14 protein-coding genes and 2 pseudogenes are annotated in these 15,206 nt (G+C 60.7%); 9 read left to right on the plus strand and 7 right to left on the minus strand.

Going from position 1 to position 15,206, the window contains the following annotated elements:
* Nucleotides 1-68 precede the first annotated feature (68 nt).
* The 4 genes from B7495_RS18575 to B7495_RS18590 all read left to right on the plus strand — a co-directional run bounded on the left by B7495_RS18575 (nucleotide 69) and on the right by B7495_RS18590 (nucleotide 5,075).
* Complete coding sequence (locus B7495_RS18575) at nucleotides 69-1,268, plus strand: IS30 family transposase (RefSeq protein WP_134497090.1); 1,200 nt, start codon at nucleotides 69-71, stop codon at nucleotides 1,266-1,268.
* An 84-nt stretch (nucleotides 1,269-1,352) separates the two neighbouring features.
* A complete protein-coding gene (locus B7495_RS18580; RefSeq protein WP_134480604.1) occupies nucleotides 1,353-2,018 on the plus strand; it encodes a DUF6226 family protein in 666 nt (221 codons plus the stop codon).
* A gap of 493 nt (nucleotides 2,019-2,511) precedes the next feature.
* Entirely contained in the window at nucleotides 2,512-3,456 is a 945-nt protein-coding gene (locus B7495_RS18585; protein WP_134480605.1) for a hypothetical protein, read from the plus strand.
* Between the two features lie 590 nt (nucleotides 3,457-4,046).
* Nucleotides 4,047-5,075, plus strand: coding sequence for a S66 peptidase family protein (locus B7495_RS18590; protein ID WP_088458294.1), 1,029 nt, complete (start codon nucleotides 4,047-4,049; stop codon nucleotides 5,073-5,075).
* A 75-nt stretch (nucleotides 5,076-5,150) separates the two neighbouring features.
* Here B7495_RS18590 and B7495_RS18595 read toward each other — a convergent pair.
* Nucleotides 5,151-5,538, minus strand: a pseudogene (locus B7495_RS18595) (IS30 family transposase); the annotation flags it as partial.
* Between the two features lie 46 nt (nucleotides 5,539-5,584).
* On the opposite strand from B7495_RS18595, the gene B7495_RS18955 reads away from it, so the two are divergent.
* Together B7495_RS18955 and B7495_RS18605 are read left to right on the plus strand one after the other, a co-directional pair.
* Entirely contained in the window at nucleotides 5,585-6,514 is a 930-nt protein-coding gene (locus B7495_RS18955) for a hypothetical protein (RefSeq protein WP_151199610.1), read from the plus strand.
* 40 nt (nucleotides 6,515-6,554) lie between these two features.
* The gene (locus B7495_RS18605) at nucleotides 6,555-7,064 is read left to right on the plus strand and encodes a hypothetical protein (RefSeq protein WP_088458295.1); all 510 of its coding nucleotides are present in this window, start codon (nucleotides 6,555-6,557) and stop codon (nucleotides 7,062-7,064) included.
* 766 nt (nucleotides 7,065-7,830) lie between these two features.
* Here B7495_RS18605 and B7495_RS18615 read toward each other — a convergent pair.
* The 5 genes and pseudogenes from B7495_RS18615 to B7495_RS18640 all read right to left on the minus strand — a co-directional run bounded on the left by B7495_RS18615 (nucleotide 7,831) and on the right by B7495_RS18640 (nucleotide 11,019).
* Nucleotides 7,831-8,475: a hypothetical protein gene (locus tag B7495_RS18615; RefSeq protein WP_134480607.1), complete on the minus strand. Its 645-nt coding sequence runs from the start codon at nucleotides 8,473-8,475 to the stop codon at nucleotides 7,831-7,833.
* Nucleotides 8,476-8,497: 22 nt separating this feature from the next.
* Nucleotides 8,498-9,820 (minus strand): annotated as a pseudogene (locus B7495_RS18620) (DDE-type integrase/transposase/recombinase).
* A gap of 335 nt (nucleotides 9,821-10,155) precedes the next feature.
* On the minus strand, nucleotides 10,156-10,548 hold the full coding sequence (locus B7495_RS18630; RefSeq protein ID WP_088458178.1) for a hypothetical protein: 393 nt from the start codon (nucleotides 10,546-10,548) through the stop codon (nucleotides 10,156-10,158).
* Nucleotides 10,549-10,569: 21 nt separating this feature from the next.
* Entirely contained in the window at nucleotides 10,570-10,695 is a 126-nt protein-coding gene (locus B7495_RS19765; RefSeq protein ID WP_121678523.1) for a sigma factor-like helix-turn-helix DNA-binding protein, read from the minus strand.
* Nucleotides 10,696-11,019, minus strand: a complete 324-nt coding sequence (locus B7495_RS18640; RefSeq protein WP_088458179.1) for a hypothetical protein — start codon at nucleotides 11,017-11,019, stop codon at nucleotides 10,696-10,698.
* 243 nt (nucleotides 11,020-11,262) lie between these two features.
* Here B7495_RS18640 and B7495_RS18645 point away from each other — a divergent pair, with 243 nt between their 5' ends.
* Complete coding sequence (locus tag B7495_RS18645) at nucleotides 11,263-11,610, plus strand: DNA/RNA non-specific endonuclease (protein WP_088458180.1); 348 nt, start codon at nucleotides 11,263-11,265, stop codon at nucleotides 11,608-11,610.
* Nucleotides 11,611-11,723: 113 nt separating this feature from the next.
* A complete protein-coding gene (locus tag B7495_RS19525; protein WP_255416815.1) occupies nucleotides 11,724-11,849 on the plus strand; it encodes a hypothetical protein in 126 nt (41 codons plus the stop codon).
* A gap of 1,121 nt (nucleotides 11,850-12,970) precedes the next feature.
* Here the strand turns inward: B7495_RS19525 and B7495_RS18655 are convergent.
* On the minus strand, nucleotides 12,971-13,684 hold the full coding sequence (locus B7495_RS18655) for a GAF and ANTAR domain-containing protein (protein WP_166788940.1): 714 nt from the start codon (nucleotides 13,682-13,684) through the stop codon (nucleotides 12,971-12,973).
* Nucleotides 13,685-14,675: 991 nt separating this feature from the next.
* Between B7495_RS18655 and B7495_RS18660 the strand changes: the two genes are divergently transcribed.
* Nucleotides 14,676-14,882 (plus strand): ANTAR domain-containing protein, encoded by a 207-nt coding sequence (locus B7495_RS18660; RefSeq protein WP_088458183.1) that lies wholly within the window; start codon nucleotides 14,676-14,678, stop codon nucleotides 14,880-14,882.
* Nucleotides 14,883-15,206 lie beyond the last annotated feature (324 nt).

The raw sequence follows: 15,206 nt of genomic DNA on the forward strand, positions 1-15,206 counted from the left end.
TCCTCGCGTCTCGTAACTCACGTGTCTTGCTACCCATGGGCGGCTTCAAGGGGTCGTAGCAACACCGTATGAGTGAGGTGTTGGTGATGGCGTCGAGAGTGGTCATGAAGGATCGCGAGAACCTGTTCTGGGATCGGGTTCGCGAGGGCATGTCGGCGGCGGCCGCATGTGAATCTATGGGAGTGAATCGCAAACAGGGATACCGGTGGATCAAGGCCGCCGGCGGACGAATACCCGTCCCGGCCGTGGCGTCGTCAGGGCACTACTTGGGCCAGGAAGAGCGTCTGCGCATCGCGGATCTGCGGCTGGGCGGCGCCGGCGTTCGCGCGATCGCACGGGATCTGGGGCGCTCCGCGTCGACCATCAGCCGGGAGCTGCGCCGCAACTCCCACCCGACGACGCGCAGCTACCGGCCCTATGCCGCGCAGAAACGCTGCGTGATCCGAGCGGGCCGGCCCAAGCCGAGCAAGCTCGACGACCGGCTGCTCGCTGCTGTCGTCGAGGAGCGGTTGCGGAAGAACTGGAGCCCGCAGCAGATCAGCGACGACCTCGCGGTCGTGTTCGCCGACCAGGCCGAGCTGCAGGTCTCGCACGAGTCGATCTATCAAAGCCTCTACGTTCAGAGCCGCGGTTACGTCGGAGTGCGCCTGCACCGGCACCTGCGACGGGGCCGATCCGCCCGGAAACCACGGGGCACACAGCTGAACGCGCCGGGCAAGATCCGCGACAAGGTGATGCTGAGCGAACGGCCCAAAGAGGCCAACGACCGGAAGGTCGCCGGTCATTGGGAGGGCGATCTGATCGTCGGATCCGCCTCCGGATCGGCAATCGCGACTCTCGTTGAACGCACGAGCCGGTTCGTCGTCTTGGTGCATCTGCCCAATGGCCACAGCTCCGGCGCACTCCACGACGGACTCATCAATGCACTGGACGGTCTGCCGGTACTGCTGCGGCGCTCATTGACGTGGGATCAGGGAACCGAGCTGGCCCGGCAGGTGGACATCACCACAGCCACCGGCGTCCCGATCTACTTCTGTGATCCCGGTTCACCCTGGCAGCGTGGCTCGAACGAGAACACCAACGGCTTACTGCGCCAGTACTTCCCGAAAGGAACCGATCTGAACGCCCACAGCGCTCAACGCCTCCTCGAAGTCGCCACTGAACTCAACCATCGGCCCCGCAAAACCCTCAAACGGAGCACCCCGGCCGACCTGCTCAGCGAGCTAGTCTCGAGGAAGGAATTAGCCCCTGTTGCTTCCACCGTTTGAAACCGCCCATGGGTTTCGAGACGGCGGAGGAGCGCCCGGCAGGGATCGCTCGATGAAGAGAACGCTGACGACTAGCGTGTGACCATGAGTGAGTATCGGCGCCCCGCGATCCCAGTAGGGATCTATCGCGACGAGCAGGGCATCCCTATCGATTACGGCAATCGTTGGGGAGGGCAGTCCCCACCCGAAGACGCTTATTCGCGTCTAACTCATCTCGAGCGCTTCGCGCCACTTCACGACGTCGCCCTCGCACTCGTCGAGTGGTTGCGGAGCACTTTCGACGTTGACGTCGAGAAATCATTGAACGCCGCTGCCGACCTTTTTCTCCAGCCGCGAGATGTTGTTCAAGTAGTAAGGATCGTGCCACGGGAGCATGCAGCGGCCCCGCTCACCTTTGTCCTCTCGCGGTTTCCAGGTGTATTTCTCCACGCGGGTTCCCTACACGATTTCCATTTCCCCGCGTGCGGCTGCGACGCATGTGACGACAACGTCACGGAACTGATAGATCAGCTCGAATGGACCGTGCGTACCGTGGTGTCCGGGGGCTACTCAGAGAGCTTCGCGCCAGTGTCGGGCGATTGGATCGCATATCGGCTCGATGATTTGGGCGGTGGGATGCAAGCCGGGCGCACAAGCACCCAGGAGCTCCCCAACGAGCGGGTGGTGGCTGCGCGAACTGCGATACCGGCTTCGGGCCAGTGGAACTCCTGGCCATTACGCCCCCAACGCGATGCCAACGCCGTCCCCTGACGCGCGAACCCAACGCATCGACGAAGGTAGCTCTGGCGAAACCCTTGGGATGTGGGGTCACCCCGCGGCCCTCGGAACTCACCGACCAATGTGTGATTAGTCTCGTAACCAAGGTGCCTCATAACCCATGCGATCGAAAATGGTTCCAGCCCTGACCGCGACACCGAGCGATCAAAGAGCACCGCGCTACACCACCACCAGGGCTTGACCTTACAGGGCGGAAATCGCGAACGAATTTCCCGATGTAGTGCAAAATTAGCTCGTGCCACGTCACTTTCGAATTTTCGCAGCGTCACCCTCAGATGTCGCTGCAGAACGACTAGCGGTATTTGAAGTCATTAGTAGGCTTCCTTATGATCCCCTTCTTCGCGGCCAGATCACGCTCGAGCTCGTGTCTTGGGATGGGCCGTTCGCAGCGATTCCGCTCTTGGCTTCGATGGACCCCCAAGCGGCAATAACCGCAGGGCTCCCGAAACCTAGCGAATGTGATTTTGTGGTGGTGATCATAGGAAGACGGCTTGGGACACATCTAGGCACGGAATATGCCAAAGATGACGGTCGCCTGGTTACCGGTACCGAGTGGGAATATGAGGACGCCCTCGAAGGTAATCATGCAAATGGAACACCGGAAGTGCTTGTTTATCGTCGCTCAGGCTCGTTCAACGTTGATGTGAGTGACACTGCGCAGGTCCGCATCGTCAAGAAACAGTTCAAGCTGGTCCAAAATTTCTTCGTTCGGATGCGCTCCGAGAAACAGGGCTACAACGATTACAGCGACCCTGAGGATTTCGCTACGCAACTGACAGGCCACCTGAAGGAATTGATCAAAAGAGCGAACGTTGCGCCGCCGTCACCTGAGGAGTTGATAAAGAGCGCGCTTCGAAACGAACTGCCGCTTGATGGGATCAACTTCGAGGACATTGAAGCATTCTCTTTTGATATAACTTCAGAGCCGAATCTGCGGGGTCAAGTTGCTGATCGAATAACCGCTGCGGTCAACAACAACACAATGACTGTCAGAGCAGACCGTCTTGTTTCCATGGCGAGAAAGCTCATGAAGGATCAGACAAGAACCGTGGCAAAAGCTGGCGTAAGACTCGCGCTTGCGCTGATCAACCGAGACGACCTCGACGTGGGTGCACTTTCTGAGGCTGCGGTCCATGAGCACAAGGAAGTGAAAGCACTTGTAATAGCGTCACTGGAGCCCTTCAGCGGAAAGCCCGTGTTAGAAGTGCTCAGTCACATCGGCAGTGAACTCTCGTACTGGAAGCCCGTACAGGCCATGACTGTTCTTGTTGAGCGAGAGAGCATCAGGCTCAATGCCGCGGAGAGGGAAGTATCAATCAGAGTGTTAGATTCGCTGCTCAGTAATCCCGAGCAGTCCACCACTCAACGCCGTCTGATGGAGGCCGCCAGGGAACGCATTTCTACCAGATAGAGACTAATCGACCGATTGCCGCAATCGCGTTCGAGACCATCATGAATACGCCAGCCCCGACGGCTGCATGACTAAAAACAGACACCTCACCATGCAGCAGATCCGTTGGGCCGTGCGGGATGGCGGCACTGCCCAGGTCGGTTCGAGTTCCTCCCACAGTTTTCGTTTTCCAGTACGCCTACGGTGGCGCAAGATTTTACGAATGGACGCGATTAACCGGCGTCGAGAGCCCGCAAACGACCTACCCATGAGACGCCTCGTAACCCATGGGTTACAAGACGCTGACTACCGTTCTGAGCTAGCGACGGCAACCAGGTCGATGCGCCAAATAGTGATCAAAGAATGCCGCCACAAAGCACCCAAAGTCACACCGGAATGACGCGGCCAATCCGCGTCCGATAGACCCGTCCGAAATAGGTTCCGGTGAACGGGCGGCGGTTTCAAGCGGTGGAAGCAACAGGGGCTAATTCCTTCCTCGAGACTAGCTCGCTGAGCAGGTCGGCCGGGGTGTTGCGTTTGAGGGTTTTGCGGGGTCGTTCGTTGAGTTCGGTGGCGACTTCGCACCGCCGGCTGCTCGCTAGAGTTGGCCGATGACCAACGTGCGATACCCGCGTGCTCTCTCACCTGGCGATCAGATTTCTGTACCAGCCCCTTCAATGGGGGTTCCAGCGGACCTGCACCCAAGACTCGACCGAGGGGCGCACGACCTCGAAGCACGGGGCTTCACCGTGGTCGTAGGGGAATTCGCTCGGCGTGACGGTCTCGTACCCGCTCCAGCCGCCGAACGGCGATCGGAGTTAAGCGCTGCGTTCGCCGGCCCGGCCCGTGCGATCCTTCCTCCGTGGGGCGGCGAGCTGGCGGTAGAGCTCGTAGAGGAACTTGACTGGTCGGCACTCGCTGCCGACCCCAAATGGTTCGTCGGCTGGTCAGACATTGCCACGCTGCTCATGCCACTCACCATCACAACAGGTGTTGCAACCATCCACGGAGCAAACCTGATGGACGAGCCGTGGGAGTTGCCAAAGGAATTCCGACGGTGGACCGAAGTGGCGTCCATGTCAGTGGGGACGTCCTTCACACAGTCCTCGGCGCCGCGACGGAGGTCACGGCCGTGGGGCGCTTGGGCGGATGAGCCGCTCACCCGCGATGCAGCCTACGAAGCGATAACTACCTGGCGAACGCTGGGCAACGACCGAACCACGCGAATGCGTGGTCGCCTCATCGGCGGGTGTCTGGAAACTGTCCCTCTGCTCGCAGGCTCACCTTTCGGTGACGTTTCTGGCTTTGCAGAGCGCCATGCCCCCGAGGGCGTAATCGTTTACCTTGAAGTGGCGGGTGCAGAAGCTTCGACCGTGCTGCGCATGCTCTGGTCGTTGCGTTTAGCCGGGTGGTTCACATACGCCAAAGGAGTTCTAATTGGACGCACGACCGCCCCTGCAGTTGACGGTCTCACTCAACGCGACGCGGTAGAGAGAGCGCTAGGGGATCTGGGCATTCCCGTCATCGTAGATTTTGACATTGGCCATCAGCCGCCGCAGATGCCCCTTGTCAACGGTGCCCTTGCGGAGATCGAGCTGATCGAAGGACGCGGCCGAATCACCCAGCACCTCGTGCCATAGCCCGCTGTCGCCGTCACTGGGAGTCACACTCCAATGTGTCTTGCAACCGTTGTGACTCACATCCCATGGGCGGTTTCAAGCGGTGGAAGCAACAGGGGCTAATTCCTTCCTCGAGACTAGCTCGCTGAGCAGGTCGGCCGGAGTGTTGCGTTTGAGGGTTTTGCGGGGTCGTTCGTTGAGTTCGGTGGCGACTTCGAGGAGGTGTTGAGCGCTGTGTGCGTTCAGATCGGTTCCTTTCGGGAAGTACTGGCGCAGTAAGCCGTTGGTGTTCTCGTTCGAGCCACGCTGCCAGGGTGAACCGGGATCACAGAAGTAGATCGGGACGCCGGTGGCTGTGGTGATGTCCACCTGCCGGGCCAGCTCGGTTCCCTGATCCCACGTCAACGAGCGCCGCAGCAGCACGGGTAGGCCGTCTAGGGCGTCGATGAGGCCGTCGTGGAGTGGGGGCCCGATGATCGCCGGGTTTCACGCCCACGTGTGAACGGTCGACGGCTTGTGGAAGGCAACCGATGGGCACCTTCCTGAGCACGTTTCTCGTAGATTCCGCGGAACTTCCGGAGCTACCCGATCGTGTTCGTTCGGCCGGGCCGGTGCCGCTTTCGTCGCCATCGCCTGTCGGCGATCTTGCCGCAGACAGCATCGTAGCGACCAAGTTCATGGCCTCGCTGCTGCACTTTGTCCGCACGGGAGCGCGGGACCCGAAGGACCCCACTTCGTGCATGGTGAAAACGCTGCTGCGGCCCCTGACCGGCTCACCCGGGTCTGCACCGGTTTCCCCGATCAGTGGAGACGGAGCCACACGCTCCATGGACTGTCGGCGGTCTGTTAGCGTAACCATTGTACCGCTGTGTTCACCATGCTTGAGGGAAAGTCATCTTGGCAATCATCAACGAGCCCTATCCGGGCCGGACGACTTTTCTCCGCCTCCGACCCTCGCCATTCTCGCTGCCGGCGGGGCGCTGGCCCTCAGCGGCTGCAGCGGGGGTCGCGGCGCAGATTCCGAGACCACCGACGCACGACTGCTCGACTATTCCGGAATCGCAGCAATGAACGTCGACATGGGTGAATCCATGAGTGGTTTGCGCTTCGGCAGATCAGTCCACCTGACGGTCACACTCGAACCCGGCTACGTCATCGACGACGCGAATGCCCTGGTGGACTGGCTGATTCGAACCGGCTGGTCGGTCAACCACGACAAAATCAACGGCGGCGTCATGATGACCATTCGGGACGCGGAAGGCGTGCCCGTCGCCAGGGACTACTGGCGGACCGCCATGAACCGGTTCGGGCTGCCTGATTCGGCGACGTCCGAGTTCAAAAAGGCCAACTACGAAAAAAGCGGAATCGTCGGTGCACGCGCACAAGAGCTTGAAAAGCTGATCGGTCCCTGGCCGGCGGATATCCCCGAGTTCACCGACGTCCTGATCGTCACGGGGTGAGTTGATGAGAGCACCGAGAATGCAAAAGCATTTCCGCCCAGTGGCACTCGCCACTCTGGCCGTTGTTGGCGCACTGCTCCTAAGCGGCTGCAGCGGAGGTCGCGGCGCCGACGCCGAAACCACCCAGACACGCCTGCTCACCTACCCCGGCATCGCCGCCTCGCGGGTCGTCGTAGGGGACTCGATGAGCGGCTTCACCGTGAGCCGATACGTTTCCCTCTCGGTCACGCTCAAGCCTGGCTTCGTGGTCGGTGACGCCGACGCGCTCGCTGACTGGCTGTTCCGAACCGCTTGGTCGGTCAACGACAAGAAACTCGACGGGGCACTGGTCAGCGTTCAGGCGGCGAATGGCGATCCGGTCGCGTGGGACTACTGGCCCGCTGCCCTGGAACAATTCGGGCTACCGCAGTCGGACGACCCGGCGGCCAGCCGGTCCGATTACGAGGTGACCGGGATCGTCGACGCCACCGCGGAGGAACTCGAGAGTGTGATCGGGCCCTGGCCGGCGGACATCCCCGAGCCCACCGACGACCTGATCGTGACGGGCTGAGACGATGAGTGCACCGAAAATGCAAAGGCGCTCCGGCTTACGGAACGCTATTTAGGCCTATGAACGTGGCAGCAGGAAAAGAGACGACGAATCCGTCGTCCGCCTGCTCAGGAGCCCTGGCTACCAGGGCGCCACTGTAGTCGCCCCATCCAACGGTCCCCGGCCAGCTAGCCAGGCCATGACTAATTGCCGCTCACGGGAAGTGCCGATCCGGTCGGCCGCGGTGGCGAGCAACACTCACGGTTGCTAACGTTCGTGGACGGATCTCAGTATCGCCACCGCCTTGGGCTTGGTTTTCACCTCCCTGCCTGCGCTGTCGTATGGCGCAGCAAAGAATCATCAAAGCACTCGTACCGCAACCCCCTCGACGCTTCATCCGTTTGACCGTCTCCGCCGCGCCCATCGCCTTATGGGCGCGACGGTCCCCCGTGCCCGGTCAAGGTTCCTCCTACGGACTCATTCTTGAATCGTCTGACCTTGTCCAACCACCGAGCACAGCGTCGAGGATCTTCGCCGTCACGGGGTCGACCAGGTCGGCCGTGACAACGTAGCTGTTTCGAGTGGTCTGCTCGTTCGCATGGCCGAGCAGTCGAGATGCTCTCGTGATACCGGCGGCCCGCTCGATGAGCGTTGCAGCGGTGCGTCGGTAGATATACGTGGTGTACTCCTCGACATCGACTCCCAGTTTGACTAGGTTTACGCGCTCGTCGGCAATGAACGAACAGAGCAAACGCTCGTAATTGCTGACGCTCAGTGTACGGCCGGACTAGGTGGCGAACAGTGACGCCTCGGGGTCAGGTTCGGCGAGGGCCAGTCGGCGGCGAACGGCCGCTGCGGCCATCGATGGGAGAGCGATGCTGCGCCGTTGTCGGGAGCGCTTCGGAGAGTCTTTGCGATGGATCCCTTCCGCCTTCGTGCTGACAATGGTTCCGTTGACGATGAGGGTCGGAGGCAGGGTCGTCATGTACACGTCGCAGCGACGCAGGCCGAGGCATTCTCCGATCCTTATCGAGGTGCCCAACATGATTTCCATGCCGTCGATCAAGATCCGGTAGTTGGGCCGCGGACCATCCTCCCGCGTGATTCTCCACTGCTGCATGAGTTTGCGGATGCTGGCGATTTGCACCGTGGTGAGTGTCGACTCCTTCTTCAGCGTTGTCGGCAAGCGCTGAACGTCGCGCACAGGATTAGCACCCATCGCGTGGTCGCGCACGGCGTAGCCACAGATGAGACTCAACACCGCGCGCGCGTGACGTGCCTTCGAGATCGATTCCTCCTCCAGAATTTCTTGGACAATGCGGTCGCAGCGCCCGACGGTGAGTCGGTCAAGCTGGACTCCCCCGCACCGCGGCAGGATAACCAGTCGCGCTGTCGTCTCATACGATTCATAGGTCGAGTCGGAATTTGTCAAGGTGAATGAGGCCAGCGTGAGTTTAGGCGGCTAGTTTCGGTTCGGCCTCCGCGACTGCGAGTTCGGCGGGTTGGTTGATCCAGGCTGGTCCGGGCAGGGCGAGGATCTTTGGTGTGGCGCTGTTGCTGAAGCGTTCTGGGTTCTGCGCGCGGGCTTTGGCTAGGACCTTGGCGCGTTCGATGGTGCGGCCCGCGGCAAGTCCGTAGTGAACGTCGGCGGGAGTGTTCAAGCCGATGCCGGTGTGGTGGTGGGTGTGGTTGTAGTCCTCGACGAAACGGCTCATGAACAGGCGTGCTTCGCCGAGGGTGCCAAAGCGTTCCGGGAACACCGACGCGAACTTCAACGTCTTGAACCACGCCTCGGAGTACGGGTTGTCGTTGCTGACCCGAGGCCGCGAATGCGACTTCGTGACCTCCAGATCGGAGAGCAAAGCGGCCACGGTCTTCGATGTCATCGACGTGCCCCGGTCCGCGTGAACGACGTGCAGAACGCCGTGGATACCGAAGGTCTCCTTCATCATCTCCAGCGCAAGCTCACCTGATTCTGAGGCGTGAACGTAGGCGCCGACGATGTAGCGGGAGTAAATATCGATCATCACGTAGCAGTCGAAGTAGCGGCCCTTGACGGGCCAGGCGGCGGCGTCCCTTGACGAGCTTGTTCGCGGCCAACACCCGGTAAATCGTGGAGATCGACGCCAAATACACGCCCTGATCCAGCAGTCGGGCATAGATCTGGATCGGCGCCAGATCGACCAACTCGGGCGACGTGACCAACGTCAAGATCTGGGCCCGCTCAGTCGCGCTGAGCTTGTTCACCGGCACCACGACTACGCGTCGAGTCGGGGTTTGCACGAGTGTTCGTGTCGCGGTCGCCCGGGAAACTCCGGTCAGGCGCGCTGCGGTGCGGGTCGGAATGGTCGCGGCGGTGAGGTCGCGGTAGACGGCCATCAGGATTTCGCGTGCGGGGGTTCGTCCCGCGAGCTCTTGGACAACTGCTCCAAGAGCTCGTGTGCTTTTCCCATGATCGTCAGCGCCACTTCCGTGGTCGCTAACCGCTGCTCAGCCTGCGACAGCTGCCGGCGCAGCTTGGCGATCTCGGCTTGCTCTGCGCTCAACCGGCCGATCTTCTCGCCGGGCTGTTTGCCCTCGAGGACTCCCGCGTCGCGCAGCTTTCGCCACTCGGTGATCTGCGAGGAATAGATGCCCTGCTCCCGCAAATACGCGCTGCCCTCGTTGCGGGTGATGGCGTCGCCATACGCGGCCAAATGCTCAAGCTTCTGCGCCGGCGTGTACGACCGGCGGGGCGTGGGACCACCGGACCTGGGGCCGGGACTGCTGTTACTCATGGAACTATCGTCGCGCACGACGATCACGATGGGCTGGACATGATCGGGGACTTCCTGGTTCTCGCCCTACATCAAACGGCGAACTTGCTCTGAGCTGCTGGCCTCACCTAACCCTGACACGTAGGGGTGCCGCTCCGGTCGCGAGCTGGTAGACGTACTGCTGCGGGCGCATGACCCTTTGGCCGTCGCCTTCCTTGGTCCAGAATCGGCCGTAGCCGTCATCGGCTATTGCGCCGGTCCAGATCCAGCAGTCATCGGTGGCGGGGCATTTGACGACGTGGGACCAGAACCGTTCGGGCTCTGTAGCTTTCAGTTCTCCCCGTCATGGCCTGGGTCTAAGCCGTCTCTTTCACTTCATCGAACCAACACACGACGCCATTCGCAGCTTGGGCCTTGCCGACCAGGTCGGCCGTCTCCGAGGCGGAGGCCGCCGCAATTTTGAGAAGAAGCGTTACCTGCTCGCTGGCACCGGCGACCGTAGCGGGAACACCGTAGAGACTGTGTCCGTCTGTGCCATTGCAATGGGTGCCCTCGACTGTATCCCTGTGCCAGGTCGCCAAGTGTGTGTAAACCTGAGCAAGCGACTGCTGTGCGACTTGAAGGACTCCCAGCAGCTCGTACGAATCAGAGGGGCGCGGCACGGTTCGCGTGGCATGTGCAAGCGACCGGGCGACCTCGGCCAGCTCATCCGCAATCTCGATCTGTGAGCCGTCTTCGTTAGCTGACATTGAGTCTCCTGGTCGATAGTTCTAATGGGTGATCTGGTGCACGCGCTGATATGAGACGCCAAGCACTTCGCCGATATCGCGGATCGTGTAGCCGTCCGTCTCTTGGCGGCGCGCGACAGCGCGCCGGAGCCGCCCGCGGAACAGTATTTATCCGGACACAGAGGTATCCGTTCCTCGGGCTAGGCGCTCTGTCTGAGCGTGATACTTGGCATGGCGCTCCGCTGTTTCAATGATGATCGACCAAGGCGAGCCGTCACGCCTCGATAACATCGCCGCGTTTTGCCAGACGTATAGCCACAGGCCGCACATGGCCTCGTCGACCGCGGCCGGGGACTTCAGGTAGTGATTGCAGATCGCAAACGTCGGAACACTCAACTGATCGTAAATCAGGCCGAACGCAGCCTGACTGCCCGAAGCCATACTCAGCATCAGCTTCTGTTGATCGGATACCCCGGTCAATGGCGTCACCACACTATTCCGCTTCGAACGCCCACATTGCACATCACTGCGCTACACAGAGAACCTCCGCTGCTGGAATGCGTCGGCTCACGGCAGCCGAGAAGCAAAAGGTTGTGACCGGTCGATCTACACCCGACGCCGGTTGAGGTGCCAGGCCCGTAGCACGCGCCGCCGGCCCGTTCCGGCCCCACTCTTGCCGTAAAAACCACGCCCTTTAGAGGGACGTGACCCGACTGCAGCTGAATTACCGTCGACATGAACGCTGCAGTATTTCCTCCTGCTGGATACAAAACCGAATTCCCCCAGTTTCCCCTGACGCTGCCGGTATTTACCGACGGTGCACCGATGCGTGCACTGCCCTGCACACAACTCACCGTACTCCTGGGCCCATTGAGAGCCCTTCCGATCGAGACTGACGTCAACATCAACGGCGATCAGCTCGTCGATGTCGACCAGAGCAACAACTGGCATCTCGATTCAGGTATCCCGGCCGACGAACAGACTGGCGAGGCCACCTATGCCAGCGACGACCTCGACCGCAACCATCTCGTCCGTCGCCAGGACCCGGTCTGGGGCGGCGCCGCAAACAACCAGGCAAGCTAGGGCCGACACCTTCGCCTACACGAAAGCCGCCCCGCAATCCGGTCATTCAACCAGTCGAAATCGGCGGCAATCCCCCGCCACTTGAACCCTCCCGGAGGCTCCAGAGGCCCACCATGAATATCGCCAGCCTCACCGGACTCGACCTGGCCGATCTGTCCAATCTGTCCGAAGCGGACGCCTGGGAGCAAGTTGCGAACGCTCAATACTCAAAACGAGGCGGCAAGCTAGGCGCGCCGTGACCGTCGAGAACTGCGCACCGCTGATGGAGCGCAGCCAGGATTTGACAGAGCGTCGCGTCAGGGTGTCAGCTATGGGCAAGCGCGGGTTTGAGTAAGAAGACACTCGCGTGCAGGAGCGCTCATGAAGCTACACAGCCACGTCGTCCTAAGCCACGTCGCCCAATGACCATCATTGCCACTCCGCGCCAGGTTTTTGACCTGGTCGACTCTTTGCTTTCGGACACGTGGCCCGTTCTTGACCAGGACGCCGTTGCTCTCCTCGAGAGGCACTCCTGCGACGTGCTCCTCGCGCATCGGAACCGGGAGCGCGCGGTTCGGGTAGGGCGTTGGCACTGCCCCGAGCTGGACGTGTGGGGTGCGTGGACGGCATGTCCCCCGCACGGGATCGGGCTCAGCGTTTACCTCCTAGATACCACCGCAACGGGCCCAACTATCTCGCCAGGCTACGGCGCCCTCATCAACGAGTTCACCACTCGGCTGGGAGCACCGGAGATCATCGACCGCAATCCCCGCAGCCCGCACACGATGTGGAGTCGAAACCACCTCGCCGTAAGCGTGGACTCATACGCCCAAGAACAACAGTGCCCCCAAATCAAACTATCCATCCAACCAGTTGCAACAGCCCTCCCCCACGAAGTCAACAACGCACCCCACCACCTCGATAACCACCACAGCCACGGCAATTGAAGGCTCGGGATGGATTCGACCCCAGCCAGTGGACATCTACCGGGGTGCCTATTTCCGTGGAAGCCGCTCAGGCCCGGGTACGCCGCCGTTAGCTCTCTTTTACATTGGGGCTGCGGCATCAGCTTTCATCTGGGTGCCCTAGATAGAAGATTCTCTGCAGGCTGGAGTCGTCGGCCGTGGGCTGGCGGCTACAGCTCGGTAGGGTATCGGCCTGCCAGCCGGACAAGCCCAGTGTCCTGTGGGATGTGCACCTCGACGTAGATAACGAAGTCGCAGCCCGACGCATTACTCTCAGTCCATGCCACGACCCGCTCCGGCGTCGCCTTCAAGTCCGCGACAAGAACGTTGCCGACCGACGTGCCGGCCGCAAGGCAAGCAACCCTGGACTTTTAGTTCAGGCGAGGGCGCTCAAGCGAACCTTTCAATCGTTCCATCTATAACGAGAGCCCGTGATGCACGACACCATCAGCGATGTCATGCAGCTTCGAACTGCTGGCGCGCGCGTAGGTGCGGAGCAAGGAGAAGGCTGCATCAATGGACACCCCGTGGCGCTGCGCCAAAACACCTTTAGCTTGCTCGATGAGTATCCTGCTCTTCAGCGCTTGCTGTAATTGACCGTTCACCGTGCCTTGATTGCGGATGGTTTGCTGCTGGACGAGGCTGATCGTCGCCACTTGAGCCAAGGCCAACGCCAACGCTGCGTCCTGGTCGCTGAACGGTTCGCGGGCGGAACTAAAGAGGTCAAGGCTCCCGAAAGTGTGACCGCGCAGGCGCAAGGGGAAAACATGCGCGGCATCGAATCCCTGCGACAGGGCAATCGCAACAAACTGAGGCCACCGTCCGGATTCTTCGGAGAGATCAGAAACCTCTACAGGTTCCCCGGAAGCGAAGCAGTCCAGACATGGGCCTTGATTGTAACCAAGCTGAGCCTCTTCGACCTCGCTCGTACGCTCGTTCGAAGACGCCACAACGTGAAGAACACCACCGCTATCGGCTAAGAGAATTCCGGCGTCTGTCGCCGGCGTGAATTCGGTGCTGGCCTGGACGAGGATGTCCATGGTGTCGACGACGTCGCGGCCCGCACATACTGAGTCAGCGAGGAGCACAAAAACGTCTGCAAGATCAACTTCGCGTTGTGAAGACGCCATGCATCCAGAGAGTATAGTGCGATCACGCCGGCCGTAAAGGGGTTGCGCTCCACAGCCAAAGGCCCTATGTGGATCATCGAACTGTGCTGCTGGTTCAGACTGGCTCATCGAGCTGAGCAGTCCCGTTCGTCAGCCCAGCGATCCACGACTGAACAGCCGCAGTCCCCACCAGCACGCCCCTGTCCTCACCGAGCCCGTTCACGGGCAACCCGTTGAGGGTCCTATCTGACCGGTATCAGAACTCAATCGCTAGACGATCGTGCAACAGCCTTGAGCGATCCAAGAGACGTCGACGGTCCGTGATCTGCAGCGATCATCCCTATCGACGTCACTTCTTTCGGCGTACTTCCCGCGCCTCACCGTTAGAATCCGGTCTTCGGGCTTGCCGGATGTACAGGTCAGGTCTAGCTAACCACTACGTTCACGGATGCTGCCGAAGACCACGGATGCAACTGCACTGACACGGTCCCGCCCCAAGAAGCGGTACGAGAAATGGTCACCTGCCAGTCGATTAACGGTCGTGTTCTGCTAGTCACTTTCGATGACGGCGCAGCACTCAGAGCCAGCGAAGGGGCCTTCACTTCAGGCGGTTCAGAGGACCAACGCTCTGTCACCTACGGGAATCGTTGGCTGGTTGTTGGATCGAACGAGTCCGATGTCACGGATCTTGCCGAGACGCTGGAATAAGGCCGTGACCAAGGAGTAAGTAGTAGGCGATGCCCCTCCCCGGCGGGGCATTCTCCGTCATGCCTGTCCGATAGGGGATCGTTCCGCGGCCACTGCCCCGTGCCTTACGCTGTGGGCCGGCGTGCGCTATTTCAACCCCGATGTTCTGCCGGTGGCAGGCTGAGCGCAGGACGAGCGGGCGCGGTTCTAACAGGACCGTCATGCCTTCCTGGTGATACTTCGCGCTTTCCTTGACCTCTCTTCGGGTGCCGTCCGAGACTAGGGTCGGGCCTTACAACCGAGTGGGGCAGAAAGCAGACACACCGTGACCGATGAGGCCCAAGAACAGTTCAAAAACTCTCCCAGTTGGGATAACCCTCAGGTGCATCAAGCGACCGGCGTTATCGTGGCGCAAACCAGCGCCTCCCCCAACGAGGCGCTAGGCCTCCTGATCGGGTATGCGGAATCGACGGATGCCTCTGTAGATCAAGTAGCGGCCGATATCCTCGCCTACAAGATCACGTTCACTTAAGCCCTCAACCGCCGATCTGCGGCCACCACAGGTAGGTGCTCTCTGCTTTCACCCCAGCGAGGAAGCCTCCGGGCAACTAAGGGCGCTATGCTCTCTCGAGCTCATCGGCCGCTGCCCGAAAAGCCTGAGCGAGGTTTCTGTGCTCGCCTTCCCCGGAAAGCTGAATCGTAAATTCTCTAGCCGAGTCGAACTCTCGGATCTCCTCACCCAACCAAATATTTCCTCCTCCCACGTCGAAACGCACCGAAGAACTCCCTGAGTTCCCATTCAGTGCGGAATTCCGGGTCACAACCACATCCAACTCCGCAAACCCAGGAAAACTGA

It is taken from the genome of Cryobacterium sp. LW097, assembly GCF_002205495.2.
GTDB lineage: Bacteria > Actinomycetota > Actinomycetes > Actinomycetales > Microbacteriaceae > Cryobacterium > Cryobacterium zongtaii.

Coding starts and splice junctions, on each gene's coding strand:
- B7495_RS18575 (WP_134497090.1), top strand. CDS start 69: ATGAGTGAGGTGTTGGTGATGGCGTCGAGAGTGGTCATGAAGGATCGC.
- B7495_RS18580 (WP_134480604.1), top strand. CDS start 1,353: ATGAGTGAGTATCGGCGCCCCGCGATCCCAGTAGGGATCTATCGCGAC.
- B7495_RS18590 (WP_088458294.1), top strand. CDS start 4,047: ATGACCAACGTGCGATACCCGCGTGCTCTCTCACCTGGCGATCAGATT.
- B7495_RS18955 (WP_151199610.1), top strand. CDS start 5,585: ATGGGCACCTTCCTGAGCACGTTTCTCGTAGATTCCGCGGAACTTCCG.
- B7495_RS18630 (WP_088458178.1), bottom strand. CDS start 10,548: ATGTCAGCTAACGAAGACGGCTCACAGATCGAGATTGCGGATGAGCTG.
- B7495_RS18645 (WP_088458180.1), top strand. CDS start 11,263: ATGAACGCTGCAGTATTTCCTCCTGCTGGATACAAAACCGAATTCCCC.
- B7495_RS19525 (WP_255416815.1), top strand. CDS start 11,724: ATGAATATCGCCAGCCTCACCGGACTCGACCTGGCCGATCTGTCCAAT.
- B7495_RS18655 (WP_166788940.1), bottom strand. CDS start 13,684: ATGGCGTCTTCACAACGCGAAGTTGATCTTGCAGACGTTTTTGTGCTC.